Origin of the sequence: Arthrobacter sp. MP_M4 (assembly GCF_035984855.1) — a bacterium.
Classification (GTDB): domain Bacteria; phylum Actinomycetota; class Actinomycetes; order Actinomycetales; family Micrococcaceae; genus Arthrobacter.
On sequence record NZ_JAXCHX010000022.1, the window covers coordinates 1 to 15,553 of the forward strand.

The 15,553-nt window shown below is 58.6% G+C and carries 18 protein-coding genes; 6 read left to right on the forward strand and 12 right to left on the reverse strand.

The window, feature by feature from the left end; all coding sequences use genetic code 11:
- Positions 1-382: 382 nt before the first annotated feature.
- Positions 383-931 (reverse strand): recombinase family protein, encoded by a 549-nt coding sequence (locus RCH15_RS14545; RefSeq protein WP_326961382.1) that lies wholly within the window; start codon positions 929-931, stop codon positions 383-385.
- A gap of 441 nt (positions 932-1,372) precedes the next feature.
- Here RCH15_RS14545 and RCH15_RS14550 point away from each other — a divergent pair, with 441 nt between their 5' ends.
- The gene (locus RCH15_RS14550; RefSeq protein WP_326961383.1) at positions 1,373-1,978 is read left to right on the forward strand and encodes a DUF6308 family protein; all 606 of its coding nucleotides are present in this window, start codon (positions 1,373-1,375) and stop codon (positions 1,976-1,978) included.
- Positions 1,979-2,070: 92 nt separating this feature from the next.
- Here RCH15_RS14550 and RCH15_RS14555 read toward each other — a convergent pair whose 3' ends face one another.
- Positions 2,071-3,789 carry an AIPR family protein gene (locus RCH15_RS14555; protein WP_326961384.1) on the reverse strand — a complete coding sequence of 573 codons (1,719 nt, stop codon included), beginning with the start codon at positions 3,787-3,789 and terminating at the stop codon, positions 2,071-2,073.
- Positions 3,790-4,419: 630 nt separating this feature from the next.
- Between RCH15_RS14555 and RCH15_RS14560 the strand changes: the two genes are divergently transcribed.
- Positions 4,420-4,731: a histone-like nucleoid-structuring protein Lsr2 gene (locus RCH15_RS14560; protein ID WP_326961385.1), complete on the forward strand. Its 312-nt coding sequence runs from the start codon at positions 4,420-4,422 to the stop codon at positions 4,729-4,731.
- A 33-nt stretch (positions 4,732-4,764) separates the two neighbouring features.
- Here RCH15_RS14560 and RCH15_RS19115 read toward each other — a convergent pair whose 3' ends face one another.
- From RCH15_RS19115 to RCH15_RS14575, 3 genes are all read right to left on the reverse strand, one after another.
- Positions 4,765-4,941, reverse strand: a complete 177-nt coding sequence (locus RCH15_RS19115; RefSeq protein WP_442784523.1) for a helix-turn-helix domain-containing protein — start codon at positions 4,939-4,941, stop codon at positions 4,765-4,767.
- A 392-nt stretch (positions 4,942-5,333) separates the two neighbouring features.
- Complete coding sequence (locus RCH15_RS14570; RefSeq protein ID WP_326961386.1) at positions 5,334-6,245, reverse strand: AAA family ATPase; 912 nt, start codon at positions 6,243-6,245, stop codon at positions 5,334-5,336.
- Entirely contained in the window at positions 6,245-6,676 is a 432-nt protein-coding gene (locus RCH15_RS14575) for a hypothetical protein (RefSeq protein ID WP_326961387.1), read from the reverse strand. The genes RCH15_RS14570 and RCH15_RS14575 overlap by 1 nt, the downstream gene beginning before the upstream one ends.
- A 458-nt stretch (positions 6,677-7,134) precedes the next feature.
- On the opposite strand from RCH15_RS14575, the gene RCH15_RS14580 reads away from it, so the two are divergent.
- A complete protein-coding gene (locus RCH15_RS14580) occupies positions 7,135-7,842 on the forward strand; it encodes a DUF6338 family protein (RefSeq protein WP_326961388.1) in 708 nt (235 codons plus the stop codon).
- Positions 7,843-8,176: 334 nt separating this feature from the next.
- On the opposite strand, the gene RCH15_RS14585 is transcribed toward RCH15_RS14580, so the two are convergent.
- The 6 genes from RCH15_RS14585 to RCH15_RS14610 form a co-directional block, all read right to left on the reverse strand.
- Positions 8,177-8,389: a ParB family protein gene (locus tag RCH15_RS14585; protein WP_326961389.1), complete on the reverse strand. Its 213-nt coding sequence runs from the start codon at positions 8,387-8,389 to the stop codon at positions 8,177-8,179.
- Positions 8,390-8,541: 152 nt separating this feature from the next.
- Positions 8,542-9,456: a ParA family protein gene (locus RCH15_RS14590; RefSeq protein ID WP_326961390.1), complete on the reverse strand. Its 915-nt coding sequence runs from the start codon at positions 9,454-9,456 to the stop codon at positions 8,542-8,544.
- A complete protein-coding gene (locus tag RCH15_RS14595) occupies positions 9,456-9,686 on the reverse strand; it encodes a hypothetical protein (RefSeq protein ID WP_326961391.1) in 231 nt (76 codons plus the stop codon). Before RCH15_RS14595 ends, RCH15_RS14590 begins: the two co-directional genes overlap by 1 nt.
- A gap of 13 nt (positions 9,687-9,699) precedes the next feature.
- Positions 9,700-11,316 (reverse strand): hypothetical protein, encoded by a 1,617-nt coding sequence (locus RCH15_RS14600; protein WP_326961392.1) that lies wholly within the window; start codon positions 11,314-11,316, stop codon positions 9,700-9,702.
- 376 nt (positions 11,317-11,692) lie between these two features.
- Positions 11,693-11,920 carry a hypothetical protein gene (locus tag RCH15_RS14605; protein WP_226761981.1) on the reverse strand — a complete coding sequence of 76 codons (228 nt, stop codon included), beginning with the start codon at positions 11,918-11,920 and terminating at the stop codon, positions 11,693-11,695.
- Positions 11,921-11,996: 76 nt separating this feature from the next.
- Positions 11,997-12,209 (reverse strand): hypothetical protein, encoded by a 213-nt coding sequence (locus tag RCH15_RS14610; RefSeq protein ID WP_226761982.1) that lies wholly within the window; start codon positions 12,207-12,209, stop codon positions 11,997-11,999.
- Positions 12,210-12,438: 229 nt separating this feature from the next.
- Here RCH15_RS14610 and RCH15_RS14615 point away from each other — a divergent pair, with 229 nt between their 5' ends.
- From RCH15_RS14615 to RCH15_RS14625, 3 genes are read left to right on the forward strand one after another with little or no spacing between them, the layout of a single operon-like run.
- The gene (locus tag RCH15_RS14615) at positions 12,439-12,897 is read left to right on the forward strand and encodes a hypothetical protein (RefSeq protein WP_226761983.1); all 459 of its coding nucleotides are present in this window, start codon (positions 12,439-12,441) and stop codon (positions 12,895-12,897) included.
- Positions 12,898-13,347 (forward strand): hypothetical protein, encoded by a 450-nt coding sequence (locus RCH15_RS14620; RefSeq protein WP_326961393.1) that lies wholly within the window; start codon positions 12,898-12,900, stop codon positions 13,345-13,347.
- A 3-nt stretch (positions 13,348-13,350) separates the two neighbouring features.
- Positions 13,351-14,265, forward strand: coding sequence for a hypothetical protein (locus tag RCH15_RS14625; RefSeq protein WP_326961394.1), 915 nt, complete (start codon positions 13,351-13,353; stop codon positions 14,263-14,265).
- Here the strand turns inward: RCH15_RS14625 and RCH15_RS14630 are convergent.
- Positions 14,262-15,413 carry an alpha/beta hydrolase family protein gene (locus RCH15_RS14630; RefSeq protein WP_326961395.1) on the reverse strand — a complete coding sequence of 384 codons (1,152 nt, stop codon included), beginning with the start codon at positions 15,411-15,413 and terminating at the stop codon, positions 14,262-14,264. The two genes, RCH15_RS14625 and RCH15_RS14630, sit on opposite strands and share 4 nt — an antisense overlap.
- Positions 15,414-15,553: the final 140 nt, after the last annotated feature.

The window sequence follows — 15,553 nt, forward strand, 5'->3', positions numbered from 1 at the left end:
ATGTCTGCGTGCCATGATTCGTGAATTTCCTCCTGTGTCCATTCTCGGACACGAAACTCACACAAACACTGGACTTCTACATGGGGACCCAACCAATACCAATATTGCCACTACCATCGTCAGGTAGAGCAAGGCCGGGGGCGTCAAGACTACCCATACAGCCCTTCGCCGCGCCTCTCAACTGCTCTGGGGGCGAACTACACCCCACAAGCAAAACGGCCAATGCGCATGACATAAATCCAAGACTCTTCACGCCCCAAACACTACTCAAACGAACCCAACGTTCCTCACGAACCGCGCGGAAGGGACTGCCTGCAAAATGTCCGGTGAACGTGCCCTAAACGCTACGCTCCAGGTCGTCTCTCAACGCTAGGAGCACTGCCTAGAGAAGATATCGGTAGACAGTAGCGCGGGAGACTCCGAGCATCTTGCCGATGTCGGAGGCACTGATTCCCTTGCCTTTGAGTTCCTTGGCCCGGGCAGCGGCAGCGTCATCTACTTTGCGGGGTCTTCCGCCGTGGCGGTTGTTGGCCGCGGCCGCAGCGAGGCCGGCTTTGGTGCGTTCGATCATGGTGTCGCGCTCCAGCTGCGCGAATGCGGCCACGATCGTCAGCATCGCGGTGCCCATGGGCCCGGTCGTGTCCAGACCCTCGGTCAGGGACCGGAACCCTGCCCCCCGTTCTCGGATGTTCTCGATAAGGTCCAGGACGTGCCGGGTGTTGCGTCCTAAACGGTCGAGCTTCCATACGGTGAGTACGTCGCCGGTCTCCAGCCTGTCCAGGGCTTTGGACAGCTGAGGGCGTTCGGCGGCGGATCCACTGACGCCCTTGTCGGCAAAGGTCCGGGCGGCGCCGGCCGCATGGAGTGCCGTGAGCTGCAGATCAAGGTTCTGTTCCGCGGTGGAAACCCTTGCGTACCCGATTACAGCCATAAGACGTCCCCGTATTCTCGTAATGCCGAGCAATTTGCCGTTGAGAGACTATCTGTTGTTGGACGGCATTCTGAGACTTTGGAGGGGCGTGTCGAACCGCGAGTTCCTCAACATTCCTTACGTCCCTTGGAACACGACTCGACCGTCTCAGCAATGGATCGTTTGTGAGACTGAGGTGTGTTCAGGATTTAGGCCAGTGCCTGACACTGTGGGGGCTGTCGGGGAACACGACGGAGATCCCCGAAGCTGTTCTGCACGTCTTTTCGTGGAACATCTTCGTTGAAGATAGCTGTCGAACGAGACCGCCGCGCGAATCTCCGCATTCCAATGTCATTTTCATCCACTTGCCTTTATGCGCTTCCGCGTCTTCCCCGGGACGTAACGTGTCAATACCGGATGCGTTCAGGTCTGAGCGCCGGCATCAACCGCAGGGGAACCTCCATGCCATCGAGCAGTTTAGGCTCATTGAAAAGTTCATCTCAGGGAAAATTGGAGCGTTACACCTCTACGACCCGTGGGTACGCCTTTAATACCTACGATCACCAAGGAGAGGCTGACGGCCCCCTTGCCCCAGCGGACGTGCTTATGGCGAACCTCCTGAGTCTTCAGCTCAGCGCCCGAGACGTGATTCCGCTATTCACGGTCGGTGACGGACCGCCACAGCGCCTGCGGCAGTCACTCGACATAGCACTGGTCGATCTTCGGGACGCCGACTGCTTTGAGTCCTACGACGAGCTGTCCGGGTTGGAACGGGCCGTGGAAAGCCTGGCCGCTGCCAACACAGCAGCCTTGTCGGTCAAATGGTGGACGGCCGTAACGGTTTCCAAGGTCCTTCACCGGCGCCGCCCGCACATCGTGCCGCTGATCGATTCCCGGGTGTACGAATTCTATGGAACGAAACACCCAGGTCCGGTTCGCAAAGCACTTTGGGAAGACATTCGCGAGAACTCTGGTTGGCTTACCGATTTGGCCGCGACCATGAAAACCCCCGACGGCCGCCCATTGTCCCTCCTGCGTCTAGCAGACATTTTGATCTGGACGCCCTGACCGGAACCCGGAATCGAACGAGACTCCACCTCAAAGTTCATCGGCGGACCCATGCTGGCGCTCATCCCTCCGGCCGAACAAGTGGGGGCCTTTTAAGTGACGACGGCCCGCCGGGAGCTCGACTGCAGGTAGTTCCTAGCCCTCAGAAGCAGTTGCTCGGTTACGTTTCCGTCTTTTGCCACACGGTCGAACAGCACTTCGCGTCTCCGGCGCGCACCCTCAGCGAACTCCTCCCGAATCATCTGCAAGAGATCTTGGAGGACGGCCTCAGTAGGAATATCGCTCATCTGGGCAATCTCTGCTGCCGTCGGTCGGTTCTTTCGCGTCGCGGCGATTGTCGCCAGCATGCTCAGGTGAAAGCAGAAATCTTCAACCTGACCTCGTGTGGTGGCCTCCGCACGCAGAAATCCCTCGCATTCCCTCTGCATACGAATTGCCGACAGATAAGCACCGATTGGATGCGTGGAAGCAAATAGGAGGTCGTAGACGTCGTCCTCAAAGACTTTGCTTACTTGGCCTCGAGCAACATGTGGCATCTGGACAAGTCCGGCGAGGAGCGCTTGTCCCATTTGATCGATGGATACAAGATCATCAACGCGTATTCCCCTGTTACTGTATAGGTTCTTTCGGCGCTCGTAGTAGAGACCGTTCTTGAGTAGATACTCTTCAATTTGTCGTTGGACCTTATCGGTAGCTCGCAGGGAACTCAGGCTTAGGTTGGTCTGGCTATTAGTTGCACGAATTATTCGGTCGCGGACCGTATCGTCCTCTGCCTGGATAATTTTGACGAGGACGCTGCGATTCTCACTGCCGGTGGCCGCTCCTCTGCCACGCTTATAAATCTCATGCGACGTCTGCAAACCGTTCACAATCTGCGGTGATTCGAGTTCAAGCAGCTTGTTGGCGGGTTGTACACGATTGGCGACGATAGTGACACCGTTATTTAGCCACCAGAAATCTACGTTCTCATCATATTTCTCTAATGTCGCCTGGATGCTCCGGTTGACGATCGTTTCACCCTCGTAGTCTCGGACATTGGCTTCAAAGAGAGAAGCGTCAAGGTTGCCGCTGTCGTCCGTGATGAACTTCTCGTACTCGTCTAGTCGCACTACGCCTATGTAGCCACCTGCAGTATCTGTTGATATCGGATTCTCAGCCAATGCGATGGATCTAGTCACAGAAGGTTTTTCACGAGCCATGTCAGAAAGAGCTGAAGCATCGATGAAGTCAATAATGGGGCTGCAAGATGCAAAGGACTGGCGGAGAACATCGCCAACCAAGTTGGATTTTTCGACGGTATTCGGGTGTAGTTGATCCGCTTTGAGTGCAACGAAGCAGGTGAAAACCCTAAGTGTCGGCATTTCAAGTGCGCGATAAGCAGTTAGGAACCTACGAGTAATTTCAATTACTCGCGGGTTCAGTGTCTTCGCGAGCGTCTCCTCGTTCCTTCCGAAGTCCAAGAGACGAGGGAGATTGACAACGAGCTTGTCTATCGCTGATTCGCCAAATCCCTTCGTGTTCTTCACTTGAAGGACGACGAGGTCCAGTTGAGCGTTCCGACCCAGTCCTTTCAGCGGCGTGTCGTCTCGGATGCAGAACCCATTGGCGAACATGTATAGAGCATCGATGCCGCCGTCTTGAGCGCCGTCCACAATTCCGGAGAGAAGGTCGTCGTGCGTGGTGTTGAAGTGACGTAAGTACTGCTTCGCACTGAAGTACGTTTCATGTTCCGTGTCCCCCAGGACCGGGAACGTTTCTCCTCTAGAACGAGTGAGCATATCTGCCAATAGAACGACGTCGTTGCTTGTCATTACTTCCCTAAGTCACAGTACTTTGGAATGGCATTTCACTGCAGAAGCCAATCGCATGAGTCTACGGGAGGGGAATGCATAACGTGCCTTCGCGTGACTTAGAACTGGTCCTGCCGATCAGTGTCGAACGGTGCATACGTGAAGCCGACGATGCCCGTATCAGGTTTAGGCCACGTTTCCTTGTGGGCTGGATAGCCCTGAGCGGCGTCATGGGCCCGCTTTATGGCCTGGCAGATGCGGCCACGAGGGCTGGGGTTGTACCCGTTCTCGGTTGCTCAGTTAAGGATCTTCTGGGTTTCTTCACGACCCACCAGGCCGGCGTGACGCTAATCCCGGCCATCCCATCCTTCTCAACCTGGCCGGAAATCGGTCATCGATCGCTACCACCAGGAGAACATCCAATCCAAGTTAGCCATCCCGTTGATGCCCTGCTCCATCATGGCATTCAGGGCATCAACACCACCTCGGGCGGTTCCGGTGGCGACTAGATATACCAGCTTCAAGATCGGCGCCTTTACCTTGCCAGCATCGGAAGCCGGTGAGTGAATCTCTCCCTCTACCTCAGTAGCGACAATCTGCGCTTCGGTAGTTGCGTCATCCGGCGTGATTACAAAGCCCTAAACTTTTCCTATGGCACAAAGAGTAGTAACCCTTTTGGAAGATGACTTCGACGGTTCCAAGGCCAGCGAGACACTTTCGTTTGCCCTTGACGGCGTCGAATACGCAATCGATCTCAATGATGCTCACGCACGCGAACTGCGTGAAGCATTCAGCCGCTACACCAAAGCAGCCCGGAAGACCGGCGGCCGGGCTCGGACAACTCGTCCAGCTTCCTCCAATGCCCGCGAAGTCCGGCTTTGGGCTGTCGGCCAAGGCCTGCCAGTCAATGCCCGGGGCCGAATCCAGGCTGACATCATGGAAAAGTACGAAGCCGCGCACTAGCTAGGCCTCGGTTCGGTTAATTCCGGGGTGCGACTACTGCGCAGGGCTGTCTGTCCTGAGGTACTGGTAGAGGGTTTCGCGGCTGATGCCGAATTCGCGGGCCAGGCCGGTCTTCTGCCCCCGCCGGCCCGCCGACGCAACTCTCCGGCTTTCCGGTTGAGGGGGCCCCAACCAGACGGTCAAAAACGCTCCCCCATGCCTGTCGACCAACTTTAATATCGAACTTGAGTTCAGACCGCCAGGGCCAACTTCCGCGCGTGGTCAGCATTCGACATTCCGCCGCCCAACTACAAGCCGTCACGGTGCATATGCCGTCTCCCCCGGCATCAAGTCGATGCCGCCCAAGGTGGCACTCCCGAGAACGTCAGTAAGGGTCGCTTTTGAGAACGACGCGGACGAAGGGCTCTTGTTGTCGGCGACGGTCTAAAGGCGGGCGGCCGTAGATTGACGCCAAAGCCCCATCCAAGCGATCGCGCGATCATTCAGCAGTCCTCCACGGCGTTGGATTCGCGGCCGGAGCCTTCAGAACCTGCAGGCAATCCGCACAGCGCGTCAGTGTCTCGCAAGTTAAAGCGTCCCGCTGGAACCTGTGCTTTGGGGGGCTAGTTGACCTTCGTCACGCTTGCGCTGTCCTTCAGATAGCCAGGCGGCTCTTCCGTGTGCTCCCCGACGATCCTCCGGTAGACCTGGAGGTCTTCAGGCAGGGGTCCCGTTGAGATGATCAGCTCCATCTCACTGAACCCGGCCACTTCGGGGCTGTTGAAGAAATCGACGGCATTCTGGTTGCACACACTAAAGCCCGAAGCATCGTAGATCGACGTGATGGCCTCGCGCGGTGTGAAGCGGCCGCCGCCATTTCGGGCACCGTTGATCGCCTTCGTGCGTCCCTCACTCCATCTGAAGTAAGCCTGCTCGAGCGCAGTAGCGCAATCCACTTCGACATCCACGATGGTCACGTCAGCATATTCGTGAAGTTCCAGCATCTGAGCGTACTGCCGTGGAAGACCATGCCAGGACATAGTTCCTTCGATGACGACGTTTTCGCGCGCTTCGAGGGAGCGTTCGATGAGTCGGTCAGCCAGCAGAACGGATTCGTTGTGAACCAGGCTCGAGAGTTCATTGGGCATGATGAAGAAGCCGTCGGCCAGCCGCCGGACGAGAATCTTGCCGAAGATCCCATCACGCACCGCGGCCTCCAGCAGCCTCAGCTTGATCGCATCCGCGTCGATGACGCGCCAGCCGGGACCCCCCAGATGAAGGTTCCTGACCATAGTGGATTTGCCGGCGCCCGGCGGGCCCGCGGTCACCACAGCAGCCAGACCGTCCTTTTGGACGTCCTCTTCGCCCTCGGCGATGAGCTCGTCAAGGAGCCGACGCTGAAACCGGATGCGGTCTGGGCTCACGAGCATCCCGGGCCGATACGTGGCCAGGGGCGAGTGCCGGTGCAATTCCCCGCCGGTCGAGGTGAGGGCACTGAGCTCCGCCTCTACCCTGCGCAGAGTTGCGTCGTCCACTACGCGGCCGTCGGATGGACGGTCAGAAGTAGAGCCTCGTAATCGGCAACATCGATGAGGTCGCGGTGCACAGCGTCGACGATCTGGTCCCAATCGCCGCTCGTCAAGGCGCCCTCGGGGTTGCCCGGTTCGGCGTCTTCGGCGAACGTGTAATGCCAGTTTTTCAGCTCGTGCATCATTGCGTCATGGCTGATCTTCTCGGCATGAAAATCGAGGATGACCTCCCGAGGTGTACGCATCAACAGCTCCGGGAAGTTCTCGATCTTGCGGAGAATCCGGTGGACCTCGGGCTGGGAAATGGAGAGCCGTCGGGCTATCTCTGCCTGGGTCAGCCCCTGGGCGTGGGCCATCGAGCAGGACCGCAGCATGTCGATTCGATTCAGCTCACGGTTGGCGAAAGTTCGGGCCAAGTGGTCTTGAATGGTGAGCATCGCTTCCTCCTCCCATAGCAAAATACATTTTGTATATGCCTCACCGTACCCCCTTCACCTCCCAGGCAGAAGATCTGGAAGCTGTGAGCTGAGCTACCACCAGTTGCAAGGTCCCCTCAGGCAGGGTTCTGTAGTGCCAGCACGCCAGCCTGGCAGGTGTGTTGCGTACATGTGCCGCTCCAGCAGGCGGATGTAGCGGACGTGACGCAGCCGATTTACTGCGTGACCGTCGGTGAGCGCCGCGGGACCCTACTTCTTAGGAGCCGCCGGCCTGGCGCCAGGCTCCATAATAATCGGCTGAACACGAACCCCCGCAGGCTTTTGCCCTTCGGAGAACTTGGTGGTTCCCGAACGGCCAGTGGTCCGGGAGTTGCTAGATTTGTCGTCAGCCATGTCATATCCCCTTGTCATCGTTGTTGCCCCATTATGCAGCAGGGACATTTCCTTAAGGAATCACGGTGCCCACCGAACCAATAGCCGCCCTGCTCTACGTTTGTCTGCTGCTGCCCGGCATCGCATTCATTTGGCGGTATGAGGGCCACAGCTCGACCATCAAGCGGTCAGCCTTCCGAGAGACATCGGCAGTGGTGATCGCCAGCGCAACGTCCCTGATCGCCGTTTTCATCATTCACTATGTGCTGGCCTTCTTCTTTGAGCCTGTTCGAACCACGCTCAGACAATTCTTCTTGGACCCTGGAGAGCTATTCCGTCAGGACTCGCAGCTATTTGCCGGGATCATCCTCGCCGACCTTGCCCTGGCCGTCACGTTCGGGGCGTTCTTTGGGAGTGCCGCTGCCAGTCGACTCATGAAGGTGTCTTGGGCCGGCTGGCTGCGGCTAAGGAAAAAGAAGCCACCGACGCTGGAGCGAAATCAGTCAGCCTGGAATGCGGCCTTTGACAGGTTCCCTGACCACAAGGTAGTTGTGGGCGTTCATCTGAAGAGCGGGGCCTGGATTCAGGGAGTACTGGATACTCACAGCAGGACCGGGGATGAGACCCCCGATAGGGCTTTCACACTCGTCGGAGATCTTTGGTACCAAACAGCTTTGGGCAAGAAGGCTCACAGGCTCGAATCCCATGCGGCTGTCATTATTCAGGCTCCAGAGATTGACTACCTGACTGTGGGATACCAGCTACCTACAGCAGAGGACGATGTTATTGATTGACTCTTATGACTGCATCTGGCGCACCGGTCGGCCCTCGGTAGTTAGTGCAAACCAGCTCGAAGACGCGCCATGCTCCGTGACAAAGGCTGCTCGACCAATCGGGGCTCATAAGTCGTGGGGCCACCAGCGCCCGCACCAATGATCGGGAGGATTCAGTAAGTGCCGAATACCGTACAAACACGAGGCGCGTAATCGACACAGAAGGCGCTTACGCAGAAATGGGCCTCACGATCCGGGGACCAGTCCGGACGGCTGGCAAACTCCTGGCTATCCGCACGGACCACTCAAAGGCCGAACCGCGCCGGTCGCCATAAAGGAATCAGGCCACGCTGCTTCAGCTGTCTTTGAGCCGCCTGCCCCCGGGAAGATTTTCACCCCAGGACGGGTACATCGCACCGTCGTTGTGTTCGGCTTCGCGGCGGGCGGTTTCTGCTTCGATGGCTTTCGCCACGAAGTGACTCCAGGTGTTATCCCCTTCGGCGTAGCTGGTCGCCCGGTATGCGGCCCGCGCCCGGTTCCGCAGCGCGGCGGGGATACTCACCGTCATGTTTGCTGTGTCGGCCTCTTTGGGTTCTGACCTCTTTGGCGTCTCCGGGCGGTGCCCGGGGAGCATCCTTGCCAGCGGCGCTTCAGCGGCCGGCGCCGCTGTGCGCCGTGGGGGCAATCCAAGTGCGGGGCGGCTGGGTGTCGGTTCGGCGCTCACGCGTTGACCTCCTGGGATTCTGCGACGGCGATGCGGCGGGTCACTTCCATGGCGACTGCGTGGAGGTCTTCGGCCACGCTTGAGGCAGATTTTGGCCCGGCGTTGCCAGCCTTCGCTTCACCGCGCAGGACCTCCCACCATTTCGGTCCCTTGCTGAGCTCCCGCTCGAGCTCGTGGGCCAGCAATCCACGCTCCCGGCAGGCCTGAGCGGTGGCCTCCGCGTGGCGGATGCTCATCGGAAACAGCACTTCGTCTGTACCGAAATCGGCGATGAGGTGGTCACGGGTGACCTTGTGAACCTGCTTGGAGTTCGTACCGGTTCCTACGAGGACAACGCCCAGCAGATCCAGCGAGGGATTGAGGCCGACGACGCTGTCCATGCGTGCCGCGACGGCGGCGACACCCTTCCGGCTGGACATGTCGGTCTTCAACGGCACCAGTGCGAAGCGGGCGGCAGCTACCGCGGCGGCCTGCAGGGGCTCATTTCCGGGCGGGCAGTCCAGCAGGACCAGATCGTACTCCCCCGCGACGCTGGCAAGCAGTTTGGCCAAGGCCAGCTGCGCAGCGTCACGGTCCTTCTGGGCTTTGGCTCCAAGGAATGCCGCGGCATCGTCGAGATGAGGTCCGCCGGCAATGACATCAAGGTTGGCTCGGACGCCGGTCAGCAGGTCGGGTTCTCCCCCGAAACACAGCGAAGCCGCCAGACTCCTGCCGCCGTCACCTTGGTCGGCGTAGCCGAGATCCTCGGCGAGGTTTCCTTGAGGGTCGAGATCCACGAGGAGCACACGCGATCCGCCTTCGGCGAGAAGTCCGCCTACGTTGGCCACCAGGCTGGTCTTGAAGACCCCGCCTTTGCCGTTGATTACCGCGATAACGCGGCTTAGGGCACCGCGGTCCAGATCGTGTTTCATCAAATCCCCTTCCAGAGTGATCCAAGCGTAGCCAGTAACACTGGCTTTACTTGTGAAGCTTGCTTACGTGTCTTCGCTTTTTTCACTTGTGAAACCGGCGAAGCAAGCAAACACTTAGCAACTTGCTTTGCCGGATTTACTGGTTTTACTGTCTTAGCTTTTTTCACTTGTGAAACCGGCGAAGCAGGCAAACACTTACCAACGTGATCTGTTGGATCCATATGGTCCACGAACGCCGGCACTTTACGCAGCTCGCCACAGCGTCCCGATCAACTCCACTTCGGTTTCCGAGGGCGGGATCCAGTAGAGATCAGAATCAGGTTCGTCCACTTCGTGTTCCGCCAGTTCGGGCGCGAGGTTCCTGTCCAGCCATGCGTGCCAGGCTGCGCGTTGCCTTCGGTGAATGCTGATCTGCTCTGCGGCGTCGTCAAGGGCACCGAGCCGCCGAGCCAGGGCTGTCAGGCTGGTCCCGGCTGTGATGCTCCAGTGCCCGTGCCGGCGTCCGATCATGTTGTAGCTGCTCATGGCGCCCAACGCCGTTTCAACGGCTGTGCGGCTGAGTCCTGTGGACCGGACTATTCCTGCCGTGGTGGGGGAGAGGCGTCCGCGTTCGATGGATTCGTAGACGAGGGCAGCGACGTCGCCCAGGGCACGGAATACAGGGCGGATGCCATGGATCTTCCCGCTGCGCCAGGAGAGTTCCCGGGCAAGTTGTTCAAAGTGCTGGGGGAGTTGGATCACGTAGGTGTCGGCGTTGCGGCCGCGTGCATCGGCAATTTTGGTCAGGATGCCGTCTGAGGCTTGTTCGAGCATCGGGAGCAACCTGGAGATGGTGCCGTGGTGCTTGCCCAATGCAGTGGCGAAGGTACGGCAACCTACATCCAGCACGTCAGTTTCCATGGTTCGCATGTAGCCGAGCACTGCGCGCAGCAGCAGGCGCAGGCTGAGGCCTTCGCGGCCGCGTTCTTTGAATCTGTGGTCAAGGACTGCGTACAGGACATTTTCAAGATCGTTTACGAGCTGGTGTGCAGCAGCTTTGCTGCTGGTTCTACTGGCCCCCCCTGTGGGTATTGGTTGGCTTGTGTCGTTAATACGGGCATTCCTTTTGCCCGATGGCGGGGTTCCCGTTTTCTGGATCCAGCGGCAGGCCTCAGCCCACTCTTTATCGAGAAGGCGTTCCTGCCGGCGGGCGTCGGAGTAGAGGGCCGCGAGGCCGGGGAACTGGCCTCCCAGCTCGAGGCGGACCTGATCCAGGGTCCAGCCACAGGCTGCGAAGTGGTTCAGCACTGCCATGCGGGCTTCTGACGGGCTGGCGTACCGGGCCGTGTCATACAGGCCGGTTCGGGCCGCCAGACGCAGGGGGGACTGGCTCCCGCCAAAGGGGACCGGACTGACACCATTCGCTCTCGCCGGGGCTGCCATCTTGGCGGCGCGGGCCTTTAGCTCGCGTGCACGTTTGAGCTCCGGTGCCAGATGGCGTCGGAGGGCCGCGACAGCGTGGACAGGGTTGCGGCGTCGCAGCACGTCGTATGCCTCGTTCAGGGCGGTGACGAGTGTCTGGTGGCCGCCGCGTTTGTGGGCACTTCCTGGGACCCGAATACAGCCGTCAGTGACGTTCTGGTGCGGGCTGGGATCAAGGCTGGCTGCCGTCTGTGCGAGGGCTTCAATCAGCTCACGAGCCGCTGGTGCTTCCATGCGCTCGGCCAGGGGAATGTAGAGGTGGCGTCCGCCGCTGGGGGAGTAGTCCGCGAGGTATCGGACACCGCAGCTTTTCAAGAGGTTTCCGAGGCGTTGGGCGTCGTCATCGACTACGCCTTGCAGCGCTTTGGAAGTATCCAGGTCAAGGCAGAGCGTAGCCACGGAGCCGTCTGCTCCGTGAATGGGAACCGCTGCCGGCTGCCTTGGCAAGGAAGCGGTGATCCGCGGTGGGTTTTGCGGCCGGGGGTATTGGAATCGGCCGTCGATCCATCGCCCCGGGCGGTAGGTCGGTGCACCGGCGATTAAAGGAGCGAGAGCCCATGCCATAGCGGGTGTGATTTGACGCTCGGATTGCAGCGCGTCAGTTATTGACGGCACGGCCGCTACAGGTACCATAGACAACAGCTAGTCCCTTCGGGGTATAGCGAATGGAGCCCCCCTCGCGGGGGAGCTTGGATAAGTTCAGATCGCTGATCCGCCAAGAAGAGGATCTGAACGCATACTTTTTGAAGGCCCGCCTAGTGCGGGCCTTCAGTCTTTAACTGGCCTTCGGTATAGGCAAAATCTCCTGGTTGCGCAGTTCATCAAGGTTGATGGAATCTATGTGGGCGGCAACCAGCGGAGTCAGGTAGTCGACTGCGTTCGTACCAAGAATCTCCATGATTGCTCGCAGTTTCTCGGCCCGCGCAAGATCGGGCTTTACCACGAACGTGTGCCGGGGTCCCTTGGAAGGGCGGCCTCCTTGAGCAAGCTTCTGAATTGCCATAGTGCCATCTAAGCGGTTTTGATAAACGAAACCGCGCAGGTCCTCGCGGCGTGTCGCTCTTTGGCTTTTGGGTGTTCTAAGACTCTTCAATTGCCAATGCCCCCCGTTGCATCCCATCAAGCTTGTTGGGACGCCCTTCCGCGCGGTCTATCAAAGCACCAACGTACTCACCGAAGGACATGTTGTACCGCTGCGTCGCCTTCCAGGCGGTGTAATGCTGATCTGGGAGCACCAGGCAGTTCAGTGGTGCCTTCTTACCTATCAGCTTGGGTGGGCGGTATTCCTCCATGTCATCACCCTCACTTCGGTTTAAGACAACCTGTAGATATACAGGTCCTGTCGCGGTTGCTCCTTCAAAAGACCCAGCAAGCGACAGACTACATACATGCTCCGCACATGCACAACTCACTGCCTGCACCCTGCGGTAGGCATCGGGTAACATTTCTTGTGTCAGCTGCCCGCCCGCCCTGTGTGGCCGGCCTACACAAGTGGCTGAGCTTGGCTAAGGAGCTGTATAGATGGCAAATGGGGGCCGCAGCGTGTTTCTTACGCAGCAACAGAAGAAAGAGCGGCTAGCGGATCGCATGGGCATCCTGGTGGATATCTGGGAGGCAGATAACAACACTGCGCTCACTTACCCTCATGTCGAAGAAGCACTTTCCGCCCACGGAATCCACCTGTCGCGGACACGGTGGTCGTACTTGATCAATGGCACTGGCAGTCTGGTGACGGATCAAGAACTGCTGAAGGGCATAGCAGAGTTCGTTTTTGCCGTACCAGCCAGTTATCTGTGTGATCTCAACAGCGAGACTCCTCCCGAGGTAGAAGCGCGCATGGAATTCCTTGTGCAGATGCGGAAGCTCAAGGTGAAGAACTTTGCAGCGAGAAACCTGGGGGCCACCTCGCCAGAAACACTGAGGACGATCACGAGGATCATCGATGCATCGATGAAAGACGACGAGAAAGACGACAGGTGAATGGCTCTCCCGCCGGTCCCGGAAAAGGTTCGGGAGTTATGCGGAGACGGCACGACATCGATGAAGGAAGTTGTCGACCGCTTGACCGTGATCTGTGAGAAGCCGATCAATCTGATCGAGTACAAGGAGTCCTGGGGTGCGCTGACGGCCTTCAAAGCCGAATTTGAAGATCGCATAAACGTCTATTTCCCCCCGCAGAAGTCGCGGCACTACAAACTTCACTGCATCTATCACGAGCTCGGCCACATCTACTTGGAGAGCTTTCGGATTTCCTTGGCTCTGCCGGATCTTTCTGAAGAGATGCTGAAGGAAACCGCGGACGCGATTAGCGTTACCTGCCGGTCCGTTCCGAATCATCCTGTCGAACGGTGGGTGGAGGATTTCGCTTTCGAGATGTCAAAGAAGACCCGTGGACGCGGCTCGTCCGATCCTGATCCTTTCCTCAGCTAGACCATGAAACTTTTGCTCTTTGCGCTCCTGAGTGCCCTATGCCTCCTTCGGGTCCCCTCGGTGGTGAAGGTGGCGGAATCCCGGGCGTCGTGGCTGGCATCGATGTTCGGTCTGACGGCGCTCTATGTCCTGGGGACGGTTACACCGCTCGAGGTCATCGACAGCTACCTCGGTGGCATCAACGTGACAAACCTGCTTCAAGCCATCTTCGCGCTACTGGCGATCTTCTTCTTCAATGACAGCGTGCGGCGTCTAGCGAACGTACCCATTGTCAGATGGACCTACTACGCCCCGTTGCTGAGCATTCCCATCATGATTGTCAGCTTCGCCCTGATTAAGGACAAAGCTCCAACAGCTGCGGACTTCATTGATACCCGCATGGACCAGCTCGCAACTGCCACGTACAGCGGCACATACATGCTCGCGTTGTTGTTCACCGTGCTCAGGATCATCTACATGCTTCGGCACAAGGCGCGGGGCCCGTATGCAACATTCTCAGCGGGCCTGCTCGTGGTTGCGGCGGCTTGTTCGTGCCACATTACGTACGTGGTGCTGTTCCATTTCTCACCCTGGGATGCCTTCGCCCAAGCGATCGGATCCTGGTTTGACCGCCTTTTCTATGTAGGACTCTCGGTGACGGCGGCGGGGTGGCTGATTCTTTTCCTGTCCAAGCAGCTCCCGAAATTGCGGCTCTGGATGATCGATGCACTCTGGCTTACGGCGTTGAGGATCCGGGTAAATGCAGATCAAGCCCGAGTCAGCCCGGCGTGGGACCTTTTCAATGAAACGCTCGAAAACGGGGTCTACAAAAGCCTCATCGTTCTGCACAACTACCAGCGGGGGAACATGACGATGTTCCCGGAGTCTGTTGAGGGCAGAATCAGCAAAATTGAGGCCAAGCTAGACGCACAGACCTAGCCCTGCTCAGCCAAGATCGTCTTGCTGACCCAAGCCGTAAGTTCGTTGGAGAAGGTACAAGGCGAGGCATTCCACTCCTGGGTATGATGCGCCTCAGGTAGGGGAATCAGGGTGACGGTGTCAGGATTCGCGCGTTGGAACGCCGCTGAGATCTCCCAGGGAACCTCTTGATCTGTGTAGGAGTGCAGGACCAGCGTCGGGACTGCCACCCGCTTAGGCACATCGACCCATTCAAGTGCATCGAAATCGATCGGTTCCTCCAACCCGAGCATCCTCGCGAACGGGGAAGCCTGCAACAGGCACATGACAAGGCCGGCACCAATCGCCGGCACGCCAGCCCGCACCGCCCCCGCCGTGATGGTCTTGCGCCAGCTCGTGACCGGCCCTACCAGGACGACTCCGACGATCCGGTCCCGATGGGCGCTGCGCTCCGCTGTCAGCAGCGCAATGGTCCCACCCATTGACCAGCCGGAGAGGATGATGCGTCTGGCTCCACGAGCGACGGCGTAGGACACAGCGCTTTCCACATCACGCCACTCCGTTTGCCCAAGGTGGCTCGATTCGGCCTGTGGTGGGCTGACCTCCGGGTCGCTGCGAAATGTGGGGACCAAGGAGGTGAATCCTAAAGAACTGAATGCGTGGACGTCCCGGAACATGATCGAGCGGTCGGTCCAGCTGCCATGGATATGGATCACCCATACGTCCGTGTTCTCAGCTTCAAATAGCCATGCAGGCGCCGCACCGTACGCGGTGGGGACGTCCACCTCTTCGAACCGTCCGCCGACAGCAGAGGGCTCGAAAAACACGTCCGGAGTCCAATCGACGATTGGCCCCAGACGTCCCGGCACGGACCCAAGAGGATCAATCCGCCGTTCTACGTACTTTTGATCCTCATTGATCAGCGTGACCTCGCCGACTCTCGTGTACTTCTCTGTCGCGGGGTCGAACACGCCAAAGTCGCCCGGGGCTTTGGTGTAGTCGTCCAAATCGATGCGGACTCTACGGCCATCATCTGTCAGTTCGGCACGACGGTAGTCCTTTGGTCCCCGTTTAACGATCTTGCGGGCCATGACAACCGCGAATCCAGATAGTGCGGCCGCCGGTACAAGGAACGCGAGGCAGGCCAGGCCGCGCCGTGTCGTCAGCATTAGGTCCCACCCTCCAGCGCCGAACCAGGAAGAGGAACGGCACTCAATCATCGTAACGTCGCCTGAATCCCTCATATCTGAACAATTCATGCCCACTACAGGCGTTGTACATGTTCACTACAGGCGTGTAATCTTTTGGT

Excerpts from the sequence above, each read along its gene's own strand:
- RCH15_RS14545 (WP_326961382.1), bottom strand. The coding sequence starts at position 931 with ATGGCTGTAATCGGGTACGCAAGGGTTTCCACCGCGGAACAGAACCTT.
- RCH15_RS14550 (WP_326961383.1), top strand. The coding sequence starts at position 1,373 with ATGCCATCGAGCAGTTTAGGCTCATTGAAAAGTTCATCTCAGGGAAAA.
- RCH15_RS14555 (WP_326961384.1), bottom strand. The coding sequence starts at position 3,789 with ATGACAAGCAACGACGTCGTTCTATTGGCAGATATGCTCACTCGTTCT.
- RCH15_RS14560 (WP_326961385.1), top strand. The coding sequence starts at position 4,420 with ATGGCACAAAGAGTAGTAACCCTTTTGGAAGATGACTTCGACGGTTCC.
- RCH15_RS14575 (WP_326961387.1), bottom strand. The coding sequence starts at position 6,676 with ATGCTCACCATTCAAGACCACTTGGCCCGAACTTTCGCCAACCGTGAG.
- RCH15_RS14585 (WP_326961389.1), bottom strand. The coding sequence starts at position 8,389 with ATGACGGTGAGTATCCCCGCCGCGCTGCGGAACCGGGCGCGGGCCGCA.
- RCH15_RS14590 (WP_326961390.1), bottom strand. The coding sequence starts at position 9,456 with ATGAAACACGATCTGGACCGCGGTGCCCTAAGCCGCGTTATCGCGGTA.
- RCH15_RS14605 (WP_226761981.1), bottom strand. The coding sequence starts at position 11,920 with ATGGCAATTCAGAAGCTTGCTCAAGGAGGCCGCCCTTCCAAGGGACCC.
- RCH15_RS14610 (WP_226761982.1), bottom strand. The coding sequence starts at position 12,209 with ATGGAGGAATACCGCCCACCCAAGCTGATAGGTAAGAAGGCACCACTG.
- RCH15_RS14615 (WP_226761983.1), top strand. The coding sequence starts at position 12,439 with ATGGCAAATGGGGGCCGCAGCGTGTTTCTTACGCAGCAACAGAAGAAA.
- RCH15_RS14620 (WP_326961393.1), top strand. The coding sequence starts at position 12,898 with ATGGCTCTCCCGCCGGTCCCGGAAAAGGTTCGGGAGTTATGCGGAGAC.
- RCH15_RS14625 (WP_326961394.1), top strand. The coding sequence starts at position 13,351 with ATGAAACTTTTGCTCTTTGCGCTCCTGAGTGCCCTATGCCTCCTTCGG.
- RCH15_RS14630 (WP_326961395.1), bottom strand. The coding sequence starts at position 15,413 with ATGCTGACGACACGGCGCGGCCTGGCCTGCCTCGCGTTCCTTGTACCG.